This window comes from Flavobacterium luteolum (assembly GCF_027111275.1).
GTDB classification, from domain to species: Bacteria; Bacteroidota; Bacteroidia; order Flavobacteriales; family Flavobacteriaceae; genus Flavobacterium; species Flavobacterium luteolum.
The window spans coordinates 4,546,084-4,563,594 of sequence record NZ_CP114286.1 but is presented as its reverse complement, the minus strand read 5'-3'; the positions used below and the strand labels follow the sequence as shown (position 1 = coordinate 4,563,594).

The following is a 17,511-nucleotide window of genomic DNA, read 5'->3' as shown; positions in this document are numbered from 1 at the left end:
CAAAACTTTATGTCTAATAATACAAAAACAATTTTTAAGCTATCTAAAAATGAGTTTAAAGCAATAATACTTTTTGGCGTAATTTTAATGACTGTCCCTCTTAGTTTTAACTTGTTCTAATATTTCATTTGTATCATTTAAAGATACTGGAAGTATTGGAGATACTATTGGAGGTACCACTGCCCCCTTCTTAAGCTTTTTTGGGTCTATACTAGTTTATATGGCGCTAAAAGCACAAATCGATGCTAACAAAATAATAACAGATCAATTTGAACAACAAAAAGATGATGAAAAAAATGATTTCATTTTTTCAAACTATAAGGAGAGAATTAATTTAATCATAGAAGAAATTAACTCATTTAATATTTCTTTCCATGATAACACATTAATTTCAAATATCAATGACCTTCCAAACATTAATGGCAAGAAATACAATTTTACAGGAATCCAAGGAATAAACTTGTATTTAATAGAGTATTTTAGACAGAAAAGAGAACATGAAAAAAAAAGTACTAAAGAGTTCAAATTAGAGAATTCATTTCATGCAATGTTTCAAAATATCAGTAATTTGATTACTCTGTTCTACAACACCCATATCGAGATTAATAATTGTTCGTTAACCAATGACTACCGTAAAGAATTAGAAGAACTACTTTATTATACATATTATTCAAAGCTTAATTATTTTTTTGAAATCTTAAAAAATGAATACATGGATAAAAAACTAGAGAACATAGTTACAGAATTAGTTAAACATTATGAAATAAAATAAATATGATACTATTATTTAAAACAAGTAAAATTGGAGATAATTTAGAATACAAAATTTATAATTCAGAAACAACTTTCTTACTCGAAAATGTTTCTTCACATCTTGACGGTGCATATGTATTCAGAGAACCTGCTAAAGGAGCGGAAAATGATAGATTTATGATTATCAACAGTGGAAATAAAAAAACTATTTATGAAGATATGATGTACGATGTAGCTCATTATATTTTATTAAAACAAGATGATAAATCACAATATTTAATTGAAAAACAATTGTTTGATCATCTTTTTAAAAGAAATTGATGTAATTATTCTCTTAATTTAGCGATTACCATAAATGCACAAAAGTTTACTTTTTGTGCATTTACTTTTTTCAAAATCACCCCAAACTCATCCCACCATCCATAATAACATCCGCTCCAGTCATAAACACAGCAGCTTCGCTACTCAAATACGAAACCATCTGAGCCACATCTTCTGCCCTTCCCATTTGTTTTAGCGGGACTTTTTCTACTACGACATCCATGATGCTTTTTACGGTGGCTTCGTCTAGACCTACTTTGTTCATGACTTCGGTTTGAGTTGGTCCTGGGCTAACCGAATTGACACGAATCTTTCTTGGCGCTAATTCTAAAGCCGCCGATCTCATAAACGAATTCAAAGCGGTTTTACTCGCCGAATAAACCGAAGATCCGGGACCTGGCATACTCGCAGTATTCGAAGAAAGAAATACCACCGAAGCGCCATCTTTCAAAATCGGGATAAATTTGCTTAAAGTGAAAAAAGCGCCTTTTAGATTCACATCCATAATATTGTCGTACAATTCTTCTGTAGTTTGTTCAATTGTTCCTAAACCCGCGATTCCTGCATTGATAAACAAAATATCAACCGAACCGAAATCGGCTTTTACCTTTTCTGCCAGTTTTTCTATATCCGAAATATTCGATTGGTCTGCTGTAATGGCTGTAACGCCTAGTTCTAAAGCTGCCGTTTCTATCGCCTCTTTTCTTCTTCCTGTAATAATTACTTCTGCCCCCTGATCTTTTAATAATTGCGCTGTAGCATATCCTATCCCACTATTTCCACCTGTTATTACTGCCACTTTATTTTTTAAATTGTCCATTTTATATGTGTTTAAAATTAATGAGACAAAGGTAAATTCAAAATGGTATCACTTTGTAACCAGTATCACAGAGTATACCAGAAGTACATTTTAACATTAAAATAGTATTGAAAAATAAGTTTTAGTAAAAAGTCTCATTTTTATGTTAAATACTGAATTCGTATTCTTTACTTTTTTGGTTAAAATTCTTCGATTTCTTTAGTTTTTTAAATCAATTTTCTTAATTTATTTTTAAAACTTCATTAAACGGCTGTTAAATCTTAATCAGAATTCATTGAAAATTCTGCAGAAAAAGGTATATTTGAGTAATACAGAAATTTATTATCGTGCAAGAAAAAACAAAATCACATAGTTTTATATTTCCAAAAACTCCTACTGGAGTCGACGGATTAGATGAGATTACAGAAGGAGGATTTCCGCAAGGACGACCAACTTTAATCTGCGGTGGTGCGGGATGCGGTAAGACTTTATTGTCTATGCAGTTTCTTATAAAAGGAATTACAGAGCATAACGAACCAGGAGTTTTCATGTCTTTTGAAGAACCTTCAGACGACTTGACTCTAAATGTTAAATCATTAGGCTTCGACCTTGAACAGCTTAAAAAAGATAAAAAGCTTGTTGTAGATCATGTTCGCGTTGAAAGATCAGAAATTGAGGAAGCGGGCGAATACGATCTTGACGGCTTATTTATTCGTTTAGGACATGCTATCGATTCTATAAAAGCCACTCGTGTTGTATTGGACACCATCGAATCGCTGTTTGCTGGTCTGGACAATCAGGCCATTTTACGGGCAGAATTACGAAGATTATTCCATTGGCTTAAAACCAAAGGCGTAACGGCCGTTATTACAGGAGAACGCGGCGAGGCTACGCTAACCCGTCAAGGTCTGGAAGAATACGTTTCGGACTGCGTAATTGTTCTCGATCATCGTGTAATTGAGCAGGTTTCGACCAGAAGGCTTCGAATTGTAAAATACAGAGGTTCAACACATGGAACAAATGAGTATCCGTTCTTAATTGACGAAGACGGAATCTCAGTTCTTCCTATTACTTCTCTGAAATTGGACAACGAAGTTTCCTCAGACATTATTTCTACAGGTGTTCCTGGACTAAATGAAATGTTTCATGGCGGCGGTTTCTACAGAGGAAGTAATATTTTGGTTTCGGGAACGGCAGGAACGGCTAAAACGACCGTTGCCTGTTATTTTGCCAATGAACAATGCGAAAAGAACGAAAAAACGATTTATTTCGCTTTTGAGGAATCACCGCATCAATTGGTGCGCAACATGAAATCAATCGGAATTGATTTGGAGAAACACATCAAAAAAGGCATTTTGCAAATACATTCTTCCCGTCCGTCATTAAACGGTTTAGAACTACATTTGCTTACGCTTAGAAAACTAATCAAAGAGTTTGAGCCTACTACCATTATTATTGACCCGATCAGTAATCTTATTTCGGTAGGAAGCGAACACGAAGTGCGCTCTATGCTAGTACGATTAATTGATATGCTTAAAGCCAATAATATTACGGCCATGTTTACGTCATTAAACAAACAAACCGACACCGTTAGACCTGATCTGGCAGAAGAATCGGTTTCGTCATTGGTGGATACCTGGATTACGGTTCGCGATATGGAAGGCGTTGGCGAAAGAAACCGCGGTATTTTTATCATCAAAGCACGCGGAATGGGACATTCTAACCAAGTAAGAGAATTTGTTATAACGAGTAACGGAATCGAATTGCTAGATGTTGAATTAGGTCCGCAGGGAATTTTGACGGGAGCGGCGCGAAAGTCTTATCAATTCAAAAAAACCATCTCAGACATTAAGCTTCAAAACGAAATCAGCCGAAAAGACAGGGAGATTGCGCGTAAACGCAAAGTCCTTGAGGCGAATATTGAAGCATTGAGAACAGAATTTGAATCGGCTGAAGAAGAACTAAGCATCCTTAAAGCAACAGAAGAATTGCAGGAAAAACTGTCTTCTAAGAAAAAATAAATCAAATGAAAAAAGAAGTAGCCGAATGGCAATTATTGCTTTATATAGCAGGGCAAACGCCAAAATCGATCAAGGCACTCGAAAACATAAAGAAGTATGCCGAGGAGCATTTAAAAGGAAAATACAGCATCGAGATTATCGATTTGCTGAAGAATCCGCAATTGGCAGAAGGCGATCAGATTTTGGCCGTACCTACTTTGGTGCGTAAATTTCCCGAGCCTATTCGTAAAATTATAGGTGACCTCTCTAATGAAGAAAGAGTGCTTGTAGGGCTGAACATCAAACCTATAAACTCTTAATCATGGAAGATTCATCTGATGGCACTAGTACAACCAAACATAAGTTTATGCTTTTTGTTTCAGGTATGTCTGTTAAATCAGGACATGCAATCGAAAATATACGCAAAATTTGCGATACCTATCTCACCAACAATTATGAATTAGAAATTGTTGATATCAGCCGTGATAAAGAACTGGCTGTGATTCATCAAATTGTAGCCATTCCTACCTTGATCAAAACACATCCAGAACCTAAAAGAATCATTTTAGGAGATTTATCAGATAAAGAAAAAGTATTATACATACTTAATATAAGCAAATAAATTGAAGGAAGATAAAAAAAATATTGCCGCTCTATTAGCCGAAATTGAGTCATTGAAAGAAGAACTTTATGAGTCAAACAGTATTGTTAATGCCATAAAACAAGGAGATGTAGATGCACTTGTGGTAACCAGTAATGGAGTTCCCGAACTATATTCTCTAGAAACTGCCGATTATACGTATCGTCTTCTTATAGAGAAATTCGGTCAGGGCGCGCTGAGTATTTCAAGAAATGGATTGATACTCTACTGCAATGAGCAATTTTCAAAATTAGTCGGTCTTCCTTCAGAAAAAATAACAGGAACGTACATTTATGAATATTTTACAAACCAAACGCAGTTTGTTTCTCTTATAGAGGCACTGAGATATGGAATTACTAAACATGAAATACTTCTAAAATCGGAAAATGAAAAGACTTTTCCAGCTTATATCGCTTTAACTGATCTGGAACCCTCTGTAGAAGCTATTGGAGTTGTAATTACCGATTTGACCGAAAAGAAAAAGCATGAGGAAGCTTTAATTCGCCATCAGAAAGAATTAGAAGAAAAAATAAACGAACTGAATAAAATCAATCGTAATCTGGAAGAATTTATTCATGTAATATCACACGATTTAAAAGAACCGTTGCGAAAAATTGTCATGAACACCAGCAGAATTGACGGAAGCTATTTTAAAGAAGCCGATACAAAAGCTGTTAATGTCATGAAATTATCGGCATTAAGATTAAATTCGCTTGTAGATGATTTAGTGCAGTATTCTTCGCATACCGCACAGGAAGAACGAACAGAAATAGATTTAAGAACCATAATTTTGGAAGTTATTGAGGATTTTGAAATTATAATTTCTGATAAAAAAGCCTTTATCAAAATAGGAAAAGTTCCCATTATTAAAGCTTCTCGCGTGCAGATGAGACAGCTTTTCTCTAACCTTATTTCAAACGCCATTAAATATAGCAAAACAGATATCGCTCCTTTAATAGAAATTTCGCAGGAAGAAAATTTAGATACTGAAATACCAAATCAAAATGCTAAATTTGTAAAGGTTCAGATAAAAGACAATGGCATTGGAATGGAAGAAAGCCATTTGCTTAAAATATTTGTCATTTTTCAGCGCCTGCATGCCAGAAATGAATACTCAGGAAACGGTATTGGCCTCGCGATCTGTAAAAAGATTATGGAAAACCATTCTGGAAATATTACCGTTGAAAGCACATTGAACAAAGGCACAACATTTAACCTTTACTTCCCAATCTTATAAAATGCCGGAAAAATATAATTTACATATCGTAATTGCTGAAGATGACATGGATGATGCAGATGTTATTACAGAAACTTTTACCAATAATCCAAATTTTAGCAAAGTCAGTCTGGTTGCCAATGGCGAGGAACTACTTAATTACCTAAAAAACGGTTCGAACGAAAATCCAGATGTTATTCTTACCGATATCAATATGCCTATTATTGACGGTATTGAAGCTTTGCAAGAAATCCTTAGCAATGATGAATTAAAAAAAATTCCGTGTTTTGTTTATTCCACAAGCATTAATCCTTCTTACAAAGAAAAATGCGATGATATGGGTGTAAAAGCCTACTTAATTAAACCGTATTCTTTTGAAGCTTTCGCTGAAATTCCGAAAACTATTTTGAGCATTATTCAAGCTTAAATTTCGTTTCATATTAAACTATTTTTTTTCATTATTTTAGATTTATGGTATAACTTTGTAATCAGTTATTTTTCTAAACTAATGCTATTTTGTTATGGAAAGAAATCAGAAAGAAGAAGTACAAGCGCTTCAGGACACGTTGCATGTTTTGGGCGGAAAATGGCGTTTACCAATCATCAATTCGATCTGCAACGGGAATCATCGTTTCAGGGAAATTGAACGCAGTATTCCGGGAATTACGACACGCATGCTTTCTAGAGAACTCAAAGAAATGGAGATCAATATGCTGATCAAAAGAACCGAAGATCGCGATGCCGAAATTCAGGTCAAATACGAATCGACGCCTTATTGCAAATCTTTTGGTCCTGTAATCGAAGAAATGATCAAATGGGGAAAATCGCATCGAAAGGAGATTATTCGAAATTCTTAAAATATTCTCCCGCAGATTTCGCAGATTATACAAATAAAAAAAATCTGCTTTATCAGCTGAATCTGCGAGAGAAAAAATAAAGAGACGCTAACATTATTTTAAACACATAGTCTTAGCACGAAGCCAACTTTGTCAAAGTTCGAAACTTTGACAAAGTTTAAACAGCTTAGGAAAATCGCAACAAAAGAAATCATTCAAAATTCTTAAATAAAGCTGTAATTTTATTTGGTCAAAAATGTGCTTTTTGATTCAAAAAACGCTCAAATAAACTTAAAAAGTGCTTAAAACTGCCTTTTTTTATCATTTTTAGCTATAAAAGTTCTATCTTACAAAAAAGGCAAACGCCTATTCTGTTGGCCTATATTCTAAAAACTATAAAAAATGAAACAATTATTACAGTGGACCATCATAATTCCGATTCTATCATGGGCGCTCCTATTTAGCGGACTGATAGAAAACAGTACTATTTTTCAAATAGTAGCAAGTATTCTGCTTATTTTAAGTGTGATGTCGGCTGTACATCATTCAGAAATTATTGCCGAACGTGTTGGAGAACCTTATGGTACGATTATTTTGGCTATTTCGATCACCGTAATTGAAGTTTCTATTATTGTTTCTTTAATGCTTTCTGAAGGTTCAGAAGCCGCTTCTTTGGCTAGAGATACGGTTTATGCCGCCACAATGCTTATCTTAAATGGAATTATAGGTTTGTGTCTTCTTATTGGAAGCATCAAACATTACGAACAGAATTTCTCTCCTTCTTCGGTAACCATTGGTTTGGTTTCGCTTATTTCGATTATTGTATTTACTTTAGTGTTTCCAACATTTACAGAAAGTGTCCACGGTTCTTATTATTCAACCCCTCAACTCATTTTTGCTTCGATTGCCTGTCTTATTATTTACGGTTCTTTTTTGTTTGCACAAACCAAAGGATATCGCCAATATTTTCTAACCAATACTACAAACGAAGACGAATCTAAAACACATCCAATTGAAATTAATAATAAAACATTTTACACTAGCCTATTTTTTTTATTAGTGAGCTTAGGAATTGTGGTTTTACTAGCCAAAACCCTCTCGCCTACTATTGAAACTATTATTATAAGTCACAATCTTCCAAAATCTTTGGTTGGGGTTATAATCGCCATCATCATTTTACTGCCAGAAGCAATCGCAGCTATAATTGCAGCCAAAAAGAACAGATTGCAAACGAGTCTAAACCTAGCTTTAGGTTCTGCACTTGCCAGTATTGGTTTGACTATTCCAACTGTTGCGCTCGTTTGTATCTTATTGGGAATTCCTATTGTTTTAGGACTTGACATTAAATCTATTGTCCTTTTGGCACTGTCTGTTTTTACGGTAATGCTTTCTCTTAGCAAAGGAAAATCGAATATCGTTTACGGTGTTGTGCTTTTGGTCAATTTGTTTGCTTATATGTTTTTGATGATTTATCCTTAAGCTTTCAATTGATTTTAGTTGCTTAAATGTATACTCGGATTCGATTCCCGGTGACTCTAAACTGTAAAATTAATATTTACAGGCTTTTTTATCATTTTTTAAAACAGTGTCAATCCAAAACTCCATCCTATCCATCCCAGAATATCTTTGCTATTATTGTTGATTATAGTATAACGTTTGGTACGATCCTGAACGAATGTAGAAGTGTTTACGTTGCCGTTTTTATCTTGTTTCTCAGACCAATAAAAATTTAAAGAAGGTCCTGCAGATATCGCTACGCCTTTACACAATTGAAAAGAAAAGGAAGAATCAAATTTAGATAAGGAATTATAAATGTCCCAATTTCCTAAATATAGATACTGCGTGCTAAATTCGGGATTAAAAGTGAAGCGTTTCCCTAACGGAATGTTCTTTCCCAGTCCAATTCCGAAAGAGAATAGTTTTTCTTCATCGGTTCTATCGCTTCTTCCCGCCATTAAAATAGTATACATTTTATGATCTCCTGTTTTTACAGCAAGATTTATATCTGAAATTTCATTGCTCGTTATGCTGATTTTTTTATAACCGCCTTTTTTAAAGTTTAACAGACCAAAACTATAACCAGACGGTGAATCAGTAATATTGACTAATCCAAATTGGACTCCGTTTAATTCTTTAGCATAATTAAAAAGACCTGTAATTTGAGCACCTCGCACGGTATCTTTTCCAATATTGTAAATTCCTGAAAGCTGTAATCCGTTTTGCGAACCCTTTACTGTATTGCCAATTCCTGCAATTTGAAGTCCTTTAGAATCTTTATATACATTGTTATAGATACCGCCCATTTGTAAACCGACTTGCGAACCTTTTACACTATTATGAATACCACTTACTTGCAATCCTCTTAAATTGCCAAAAACATTATTATAGATTCCGGCTAACTGAACTCCATTTACAGATCCTCCAACGGTATTAAATATTCCGGCTATTTGAAGCGCATCAACATTCATACGATTGATGTTGTAAAGTCCCGCCATTTCTAGCCCGCGAACTCCAGCATTATAACCTCCTAATATATTTAGCGAAAAATTATTGACAATCTGCGTATTCAGCATTCCTCGAGTGCTGATACTCGGGATTAAAGAAGCCTGTACGGGAACTTTAGAAATAAACCCTCCTAGATTGAGCGCTTGTATTTTTTGTTTAGAAGAAATAAAAAAACGGCCAATTCCTGATCTTTCAATTGCAGAGAAATCTCCATCAATATAATCTGTTTTATTTTTTTTGTCTCCCATCTGAATTTTAATTTCAGACAGAAATACCATCGTTACCGTTTTATAATTCTCCTTAACGGCTGTAAGTTCTATAGCTTGAGGTGCATTTTTTAATCGAAGTTCAAAAAAACCATCTTTATTGGTTAAGGTAGACACTAGTGCATTCTTCTCTAATACACTCACATTTTCAATACGATTATTGGTTTTTGTATCTACAATATAACCAATTACAATTTGCTGTCCGTCACTCATAACGGTATTTTTCTCCAATACAAGAGCCAATTCTAAAGGCGCATAACGAACAATAACAAATCCTGGCGATTCTTTAAATTCATATTTGGAACCCAACAATTGATCCAGAACTCCTTTTATAGTATTATTATCGGTATGAATGCTAACGACACTATCTTTTACAGCCAGTTTGCCATAATAAGCAAATCTGAAATTTCCTTTCTCTTCCATTAAGTCCAAAACACTGCCTAATGGTTTCTTATCTGCTTGAATAGAAATTTCATTTTCTAGTACTGATTGTGCATTTGCTTTAAAAAAGACACCCGAAGTAAGGGTTAAAAAGACGGCTGTAAAAACAAACTTTATGTTTCTTGGCATAAAAAGGATATAATACTTTAATGAATTAAATCTTGGATCCAATGATTGGGTTTCCAAAATTACCTCAATTCCTATATTTTCAATAACCATTTTTATATTTTTTTACATCTTTTTTCTTACGAGCATGAAGTCGCTTCTAATAAAAGTATTCGCAAATGGCATTCTCAGTATTACAACGATTTAGTTGAAAAACAGCCTTAATAAGCGTATTTTTTACACATAAAAAGTATCACAATAAAGACCAAAACTGAACTATTTTACCCCTTATTTTTCAGCATTTTTCTCTAACTTAGCGCTCTACATTTTGAAATGTAAGATTAAAATAAACATTGTTTTTTGGCAAAACATTGATTGAAAAAGAATTATCATACTTTCTCTTACTTTTTGCTGCAAAAACATTCTTCTAATAATTTAGTTAATTGAAAACTATGAGCAAATTTGATTTTGGAATTGTAGGACTCGGCGTAATGGGTCGTAACCTACTTTTAAATATCGCCAGCCATAACTTTGCGGCTGCAGGTTTAGACTTAGACACCGAAAAAGTCAATTCTCTTCAACAAGAAGCCGATGCCGACCACACTATTGAAGCGACGACAGATGTAAAACATTTTGTAGAGCTTATTCAGCAGCCAAGAGCGATTATGTTATTGGTTCCTGCTGGAAAACCAGTTGACAGCGCTATCGCCAGCTTATTGCCTCACTTAGATAAAGGAGACATTATTATTGACGGTGGAAACACTTATTTTACAGATACTGACAGAAGATTTATTGAATTATCTGAAAAAGGAATCCACTTCTTCGGAATGGGAATTTCGGGCGGTGAAAAAGGTGCTCGTTTCGGTCCTGCTATGATGCCAGGAGGAGATCAGAAAGCGTATGAAAGATTACGTCCTATTTTTGAAGCAATTGCAGCAAAAGTAGATGGCGAACCTTGCGTAGAATATTTAGGAAATGGTTCTGCTGGAAACTATGTAAAAATGGTTCATAACGGAATTGAATACGGAATTATGCAATTAATCTCTGAGATTTATGACTTAATGAAAAGAGGTTATAATCTTGATGACGCAACAATTCAGAAGACTTTTGAAGAATGGAACCAGACTGATGATTTAAGATCATATCTGATTGAAATTACTGGAAAAATTCTAAAACAAGAAGATACAGACGGAGGTCTTTTAATCAATAAAATTTCGGATTGGGCAAGATCTAAAGGAACAGGAAAATGGACTTCGCAAAATGCGATGGACTTACAAGTTCCAGTTCCAACAATCGACGCTGCAGTTAACATGCGCGATATGTCTAAAACTAAACCAGAAAGAATTGAAGCGGCTACAAAATTAGTTTGGAACGCTGATGAAACAAATGTTTCTCAAAGCGAAGCAATTGCGTCTTTAAAATCGGCTTTGTTCTTTTCTATCGTAGTAACTTATGCTCAAGGTTTAGCGCAGCTACACACGGCTTCTAAAGAATACAACTACGGATTAAACCTTGAAACGGTTGCTAAAATCTGGCGTGGCGGATGTATTATTCGTGCTACCATTTTAGAGGATTTTAGAAAAGCATATGTAGCAAAATCAGACTTGCCAAACTTACTTTTAGATAACGGAATTGCTTCAAAACTAACCGAAAATCAAGCAGGAATGCGTGCAGTAATTCAATTTGCGGTTCAAAAAGGTTTACCTGTTTCAGGATTAATGAATTCGCTATCGTATTTTGATGCTTACAGATCTGCAAATCTGCCAACAAACCTAATTCAGGCACAACGTGATTTCTTTGGAGCACATACTTACGAACGTATCGACAAAGAAGGTGTTTTCCATACCCAATGGGCTGAATAAGACAACTAAAAAACAACACAACTAAACCACACAATGACTAAAAATAAACTAAAGAATCCAACAATCATTGTTATTTTTGGTGGAACTGGAGATCTAGCAAAGAGAAAGCTATTCCCCGCTTTTCAAAATCTGTATCTTGACGGACGTATGTCTGAAAAGTTTCAGATTATTGCTCTTGGAAGAGCTGAAAAAACCAATGAAGATTTTCGCGCTTATGTAGCAGAAAATCTAAATCTATTCTCAAGAAGAAAAGGAGTTGATGATCCAGAAACAGAAAAATTTCTTTCGCACATCTCTTACCACAGTCTTGATATCGATAAAGAAGAATCGTACATTGGATTAAATGAAAAAATAAACAATTTTGACCTTGCTTTTGGCGAACGTTCTAATCGTCTTTTCTATCTTTCGATTACGCCTTCTTTCATTTCAACGATTTCAAGCAACATCAAGAAAATCGGACTTGCTGCAAATCCGAAACAAGATCGTATTATTATCGAAAAACCATTTGGTTACGATAAAGCTTCTGCAATCGAGTTGAATGAAATGCTTTCGCAGACTTTCAAAGAAGAGCAGATTTACAGAATTGACCACTATTTAGGAAAAGAAACGGTTCAGAATATTTTGGCTTTCCGTTTTGGAAACTCAATGTTTGAGCCTTTATGGAGCCGTAATTTCATTGATTTCGTGCAAATTACCGTTGCAGAAGAAGTTGGCGTTGAAGAACGCGGCGGATTCTACGAAGGTGTTGGTGCATTGAAAGACATGATTCAGAATCACTTGTTTCAGATTTTATGTATGACAGCTATGGAAGCGCCTGCTTCTTTAAATGCTGATGACATTCGTAATCGAAAAGCAGATGTTTTAAAGTCAATTCGACGTATTAAACCAGAAGAAGTTGATCATTATATCGTAAGAGGCCAGTATGATGCTGGAGAAATAAAAGGAGTTCCTGTTCCGGGTTACCGTCAAGATAAAGGCATTGCGCCAGATTCTAATACAGAAACTTATGTAGCAATGAAAATCTATCTGGACAACTGGAGATGGCAGGGAATTCCGTTCTACTTGCGTTCAGGAAAAAGAATGGAAGAAAAACAGTCTTCGATCATTATTCAGTTTAAACCAGTGCCACATTCTTCATTTTCATATGGAAAAGAAGGCATGACACCAAACCGATTGATTATCAACATCCAACCTTCAATGGACATTAAACTGCAGTTTATGACCAAAAAGCCGGGCTTATCGATGTCTTTAAGACCTGCAGAGATGGTTTTTGATTATTTTTCTTGTTCTACAATGTCACCAGAAGCTTATGAGACCTTAATTGCAGATGCATTATTGGGAGATCCTACCCTATTTATGCGTTGGGATCAGGTGGAAGAAGCTTGGGACGCAATTGAAACGATTCAGCAAGTTTGGAAAACAACGCCTCCAAAGAATTTCCCAAATTACAAAGCAGGAAGCTGGGGACCTGAAGAAGCTGATGAATTGTTAGCGCGCCAAGGCCACAAATGGATTCCGAATACACAAACAAAAGAAGAAGTTTTAAATGATACAGATACACAATAATACAGAAGAAATTAATACTACAGCAGCAGATCTTTTTGTAGAATCAGCTCAGAAAGCAATTGCTGCAAAGGGCAAATTTACAGCTGTTCTTACAGGAGGTTCTTCTCCTGCAGGGATTTATAAATTATTAGCTTCTGATGCTTACAAAAACAAAATAGACTGGAGCAAAGTTTATATTTTTTGGGGTGATGAAAGATGGGTTCCGTTAAATGATGATTTGAGCAATGCAAAAATGTCTTACTCCACTTTATTGAGCCACGTTCCTATTCCGCAAGAGAACATTTTTGAAATGTACAAAGACGGTGTTACACCAGAAGATTATGCTGGTGAATACGAAAAGTCTATCAGAACAGTTTTAGGCGAAGAAGGTAAATTTGACTTGATTCTCTTAGGAATGGGAGATGACGGACACACGGCTTCTCTTTTCCCAGGTGAAGCGGTTCTAGAAGAACAAACTAAATGGGTTGATGCCTATTATTTAGCTCCTCAAAAAATGTATCGAATCACGCTTACTGCTCCACTAATCAATAAAGCAGAAAAAATTGTGGTGGTAGCTTTTGGAGAAAAGAAAATCAACGCTTTGAAGGAAGTGACAACTGGCGAATACAATCCAACATTATATCCAATGCAATTGATTAAACCAGTTTCTGGTGAATTATTGTTTTTGGTTGATAAAGTTGCTGCTGGAACAAACTAATAAATTATTTATTCCCATATAATTTAAGGTCTATGCTGAAAAGTGTAGACCTTATTTTTTTGATTCTTTTTCTCTCGCAGATCTTGCAGATTTGGCAGATATTATAATTAAAAAAAATCTAAATCTGCGGGAGAAATATATGCTCAAATAAATTCAAAATTTATCGCACAACACTGAAAAACAAATATTTACAAAAAACTTATTTCTTTTTTATTTAATTTTGCTTAATACTCTCCGTATCAAACCATTATACTATAAGCATCTTTTTTATTCTTCTCGAGCTTTTACACTGATTATATAATTTCAAATCATTTTGCGATGAAATATAATTACTTTCTAATTGCTATTTTTCTTCTTTTTATTTCCTGTAAAGAAAAAAACACCGAACCCAAATCAGTTAAAGTTAGCGCTTCGCAAGGATGTTATATTCCGAAAACGAACGATAAAGATTGGTACACCCAAAACAAAAAAGCACCAAAATTTAGAGGACTTGATGGTATAAATTTTAAAATTACAACCAATAATCCCGAAGCGCAGGAATATTTCAATCAAGGAATGATGTTGGCTTACGGATTCAATCATGCCGAAGCTGCCAGATCATTTTACGAAGCTTCTCGTTTAGATCCAAATTGTGCGATGGCGTACTGGGGCTTTGCGTATGTTTTAGGTCCGAATTACAATGCCGGAATGGAAGAAGACAATTTTCAGCGTGCTTATGATGCGGCTCAAAAAGCTAAAAAGCTTTCTGCCAAATGTTCTACAAAAGAAATCGCTATGATTGATGCATTATTAACGCGTTATGCTAAAAATCCTCCTGCAGACAGGAAACCGCTTGACATTGCTTATGCCGAAGCGATGAAAAAAGTATATACTCAGTTTGCTTCAGATCCAGATATTGGCGCGCTTTACGCGGAATCCCAAATGAATCTCCATCCGTGGGATCTGTATGAAAAAGACACCGGAATACCTAAAAAATGGACTCCAGAAATACTAAGCGTTTTAAATGAATTGATTAAAAAAAATCCGAAGCATCCCGGAGCGCATCATTTTTTAGTGCATGCGGTAGAAGCTTCTTCACATCCAGAAAACGGACTTAAAAGTGCCAAATTACTGGAAACATTAGTTCCAGGATCGGGGCATTTGGTTCACATGCCTTCTCATATTTATATTCGTACGGGAGATTATCACGAAGGGACTCTTTCAAACATTGAAGCGGTTAGAATTGATAGTTTATATTCAACCGCTTGTAATGCACAAGGTGCTTATCCTCTTGCCTATTATCCGCACAATTATCATTTTTTGGTGGCTACAGCAGCTTTAGAAGGAAATTCAAAATTGGCTTGGGAATCGGCACAAATATTACAGCAGCATATGTCTCCTAAAATCATGCGTGAAGCTGGTTGGGGAACTTTACAGCATTATTATAGTATTCCGTATTATATCGCCGTAAAATTCTCGATGTGGGATCAAATAATGGAGATTCCACAACCTGAAAAAGACCTTGTATATCCAAATGCGATTTGGCATTATGCCAGAGGAATGGCATATCTCGGGAAAAATGATATTGCCAATGCCGAAAAACAGCTTACTTCTCTGAACCAATTAGCCAAAGATAAAACCTTAAAAGAGGTCACCATTTGGAATATCAACACCACGTATGATCTTGTTCAAATTGCTGCCAATGTACTTTCAGCGGGTGTTGAGGCCCAAAAGAATAATTTGGATAAAGCAATTTCTCTTTTAAATAAAGCAATAGCAATCGAAGATCAATTAAATTACAACGAACCACCAGACTGGTTCTTCTCTGTAAGACATTATTTAGGAGCTGTTTTGCTTAAAGCTGGAAAATATACCGAAGCTGAAAAAGTATACAAACAAGATTTACAAACGCTCCCAAAAAACGGCTTCGCCTTAATCGGGCTTTATAATGCTTTAAACCTTCAGAAAAAAGAAAAAGAGGCTTTAAAAACTAAAACCGCTTTTGATAATGCTTGGCAATATGCCGATTTTAAGATTAAGGATTCTTCAAGTATTTTGGAGTGATTTTAGTTTTTATGGTTTTTAAAAGCAATGAGCCCGATACAATATCGAGCTCATTATTATCATATTTAATTATTAATTAGCCTAAACTTTTGGATGCAGTCTAGAGACATTTACACAACTTTTCAATTCAAATCTGGAACTCTTTGCAGAGCTGGAGGATGCGCTTGCTAGCATTTTTTTTCAATTCATAATCTTAAATTTCACATTAGGAGCACATAATCCATTATCTTTAATAATCTTATAAACCATTATTAAAATTAGTAGACCTATACCAATTATTGCCTTTGTAACAAAGCCTTTTTGAATTCTATACGAATCACTCGATTCTTTCCATTCTTTTTTAGCTACTAAAAGGCAAATAATTAAAAAAATTACTAAAATACCTAACAAAATAAAATCATTCATATTAGCTTCCTTTATCGATTCCACTCCCGCTAGGCACAAGTTTACCGTTTCTTATATATTCTGATTAATTCTCAACTAACTCAATATCCATCGTTTTAATCAAGCCGTCTTGAAAAGTATAAACATGTTTTACCAATCCGTCAAACATTAAATTGCCTTGAAGATCCTTTACAGTTTGGCGAACTTTTACTTCTAAACTTCCATTTTCTCTTTCATCAAAACCAACTGGCAAAACTTTCGGATTAATTTCTGTCCATTGTCTTGTCCAATATTCTCGAATTTCATCATGACCACTAATATAGCCACCTTCCCAAGCTTTTGACCATTGTACATCATCTTGCATTGTAGATAAACAATTAGCTATATTTCTTTCGTTAAAAGCATTGTAAGCCTTTTCTATTATTGGTTCAAATTGATTTGACATATTTAATTGTTTTTTAATTAGTTCTATAAAAGTAGCACAGAAACAATAACTTTTTAATACAAATCTCAATAAATATCAAAACCCTAAAAACCAACTCCAATTATTATCAAATTTTTAAATCTCATGGTTTTTAGAAAAATTTTAAGAAACCTTATTTTTCAAATTACTATATTTGGCGCACTTTAGAGAATAATTAACCCACTTTCTAAGAAACAAAATTGTAATTCCTGCTGTAGTTGTATGAAACCCACTAAGTTCATATATATCCTTTTACTTTCGCTGCTTTGTTTTTTCAGAGGCACCGAAACGTATTCGCCGATTTATACTTTCAGCAACTGTATTACTTTAGATAGTGTTGCGGCAGACGACACGCAGATTTTTTCTTCCGACTTTTCTTCTTCTAAAAATCTAGAAGTTCATTACAAGCTCAAAAAGAAAATGAAATGCAGAGCGACTACTTTAGAACAAAGTACAATCAAAGCTCCGTATCTCAGCAATTTAGTCAACTTCAAGCTTTATAAAGAAAGCTTAATCTATGGTATAGCTTCAATATACCATATTGAAAGACATCCTCATCTTCATTTGTACCAACTTTTCTAGGCTACAAAATTTCGTCGTTTTTATATTCTAGT

The 17,511-nt window shown here is 34.7% G+C and carries 17 protein-coding genes; 14 read left to right on the top strand and 3 right to left on the bottom strand.

Annotated features, from left to right (window positions below):
- The first annotated feature begins 220 nt into the window (after window positions 1-220).
- Window positions 221-772 carry a hypothetical protein gene (locus tag OZP10_RS19535; protein WP_281632355.1) on the top strand — a complete coding sequence of 184 codons (552 nt, stop codon included), beginning with the start codon at window positions 221-223 and terminating at the stop codon, window positions 770-772.
- Window positions 773-774: 2 nt separating this feature from the next.
- Window positions 775-1,074: a hypothetical protein gene (locus OZP10_RS19530; RefSeq protein ID WP_281632354.1), complete on the top strand. Its 300-nt coding sequence runs from the start codon at window positions 775-777 to the stop codon at window positions 1,072-1,074.
- A 76-nt stretch (window positions 1,075-1,150) separates the two neighbouring features.
- Here OZP10_RS19530 and OZP10_RS19525 read toward each other — a convergent pair whose 3' ends face one another.
- Window positions 1,151-1,894: an SDR family oxidoreductase gene (locus OZP10_RS19525; protein ID WP_281632353.1), complete on the bottom strand. Its 744-nt coding sequence runs from the start codon at window positions 1,892-1,894 to the stop codon at window positions 1,151-1,153.
- A gap of 326 nt (window positions 1,895-2,220) precedes the next feature.
- On the opposite strand from OZP10_RS19525, the gene kaiC reads away from it, so the two are divergent.
- The 7 genes from kaiC to OZP10_RS19490 all read left to right on the top strand — a co-directional run bounded on the left by kaiC (window position 2,221) and on the right by OZP10_RS19490 (window position 8,044).
- Window positions 2,221-3,894, top strand: a complete 1,674-nt coding sequence (kaiC, locus tag OZP10_RS19520; RefSeq protein ID WP_281632352.1) for a circadian clock protein KaiC — start codon at window positions 2,221-2,223, stop codon at window positions 3,892-3,894.
- Between the two features lie 5 nt (window positions 3,895-3,899).
- Complete coding sequence (locus OZP10_RS19515) at window positions 3,900-4,193, top strand: circadian clock KaiB family protein (protein WP_095927489.1); 294 nt, start codon at window positions 3,900-3,902, stop codon at window positions 4,191-4,193.
- Window positions 4,194-4,195: 2 nt separating this feature from the next.
- A complete protein-coding gene (locus tag OZP10_RS19510) occupies window positions 4,196-4,495 on the top strand; it encodes a circadian clock KaiB family protein (protein WP_281632351.1) in 300 nt (99 codons plus the stop codon).
- 1 nt (window position 4,496) lies between these two features.
- Window positions 4,497-5,750, top strand: a complete 1,254-nt coding sequence (locus OZP10_RS19505) for a sensor histidine kinase (RefSeq protein ID WP_281632350.1) — start codon at window positions 4,497-4,499, stop codon at window positions 5,748-5,750.
- 1 nt (window position 5,751) lies between these two features.
- Window positions 5,752-6,156 carry a response regulator gene (locus OZP10_RS19500; protein ID WP_281632349.1) on the top strand — a complete coding sequence of 135 codons (405 nt, stop codon included), beginning with the start codon at window positions 5,752-5,754 and terminating at the stop codon, window positions 6,154-6,156.
- Between the two features lie 94 nt (window positions 6,157-6,250).
- Window positions 6,251-6,586: a winged helix-turn-helix transcriptional regulator gene (locus OZP10_RS19495; RefSeq protein WP_248726574.1), complete on the top strand. Its 336-nt coding sequence runs from the start codon at window positions 6,251-6,253 to the stop codon at window positions 6,584-6,586.
- A gap of 381 nt (window positions 6,587-6,967) precedes the next feature.
- Window positions 6,968-8,044 carry a calcium:cation antiporter gene (locus tag OZP10_RS19490; RefSeq protein WP_177209807.1) on the top strand — a complete coding sequence of 359 codons (1,077 nt, stop codon included), beginning with the start codon at window positions 6,968-6,970 and terminating at the stop codon, window positions 8,042-8,044.
- Between the two features lie 98 nt (window positions 8,045-8,142).
- On the opposite strand, the gene OZP10_RS19485 is transcribed toward OZP10_RS19490, so the two are convergent.
- Entirely contained in the window at window positions 8,143-9,996 is a 1,854-nt protein-coding gene (locus tag OZP10_RS19485; protein ID WP_281632348.1) for a peptidase associated/transthyretin-like domain-containing protein, read from the bottom strand.
- A gap of 338 nt (window positions 9,997-10,334) precedes the next feature.
- Between OZP10_RS19485 and gndA the strand changes: the two genes are divergently transcribed.
- From gndA to OZP10_RS19465, 4 genes are all read left to right on the top strand, one after another.
- Window positions 10,335-11,744, top strand: coding sequence for an NADP-dependent phosphogluconate dehydrogenase (gene gndA / locus OZP10_RS19480; protein ID WP_281632347.1), 1,410 nt, complete (start codon window positions 10,335-10,337; stop codon window positions 11,742-11,744).
- Window positions 11,745-11,777: 33 nt separating this feature from the next.
- Window positions 11,778-13,310, top strand: a complete 1,533-nt coding sequence (zwf, locus tag OZP10_RS19475; RefSeq protein ID WP_281632346.1) for a glucose-6-phosphate dehydrogenase — start codon at window positions 11,778-11,780, stop codon at window positions 13,308-13,310.
- A complete protein-coding gene (gene pgl / locus OZP10_RS19470; protein ID WP_281632345.1) occupies window positions 13,291-14,007 on the top strand; it encodes a 6-phosphogluconolactonase in 717 nt (238 codons plus the stop codon). Before zwf ends, pgl begins: the two co-directional genes overlap by 20 nt.
- Before the next feature lie 318 nt (window positions 14,008-14,325).
- Window positions 14,326-16,050 carry a tetratricopeptide repeat protein gene (locus tag OZP10_RS19465; RefSeq protein WP_281632344.1) on the top strand — a complete coding sequence of 575 codons (1,725 nt, stop codon included), beginning with the start codon at window positions 14,326-14,328 and terminating at the stop codon, window positions 16,048-16,050.
- Between the two features lie 469 nt (window positions 16,051-16,519).
- On the opposite strand, the gene OZP10_RS19460 is transcribed toward OZP10_RS19465, so the two are convergent.
- A complete protein-coding gene (locus tag OZP10_RS19460; protein WP_281632343.1) occupies window positions 16,520-16,879 on the bottom strand; it encodes a nuclear transport factor 2 family protein in 360 nt (119 codons plus the stop codon).
- Between the two features lie 240 nt (window positions 16,880-17,119).
- Here OZP10_RS19460 and OZP10_RS19455 point away from each other — a divergent pair, with 240 nt between their 5' ends.
- Window positions 17,120-17,479, top strand: coding sequence for a hypothetical protein (locus OZP10_RS19455; protein WP_281632342.1), 360 nt, complete (start codon window positions 17,120-17,122; stop codon window positions 17,477-17,479).
- Window positions 17,480-17,511 lie beyond the last annotated feature (32 nt).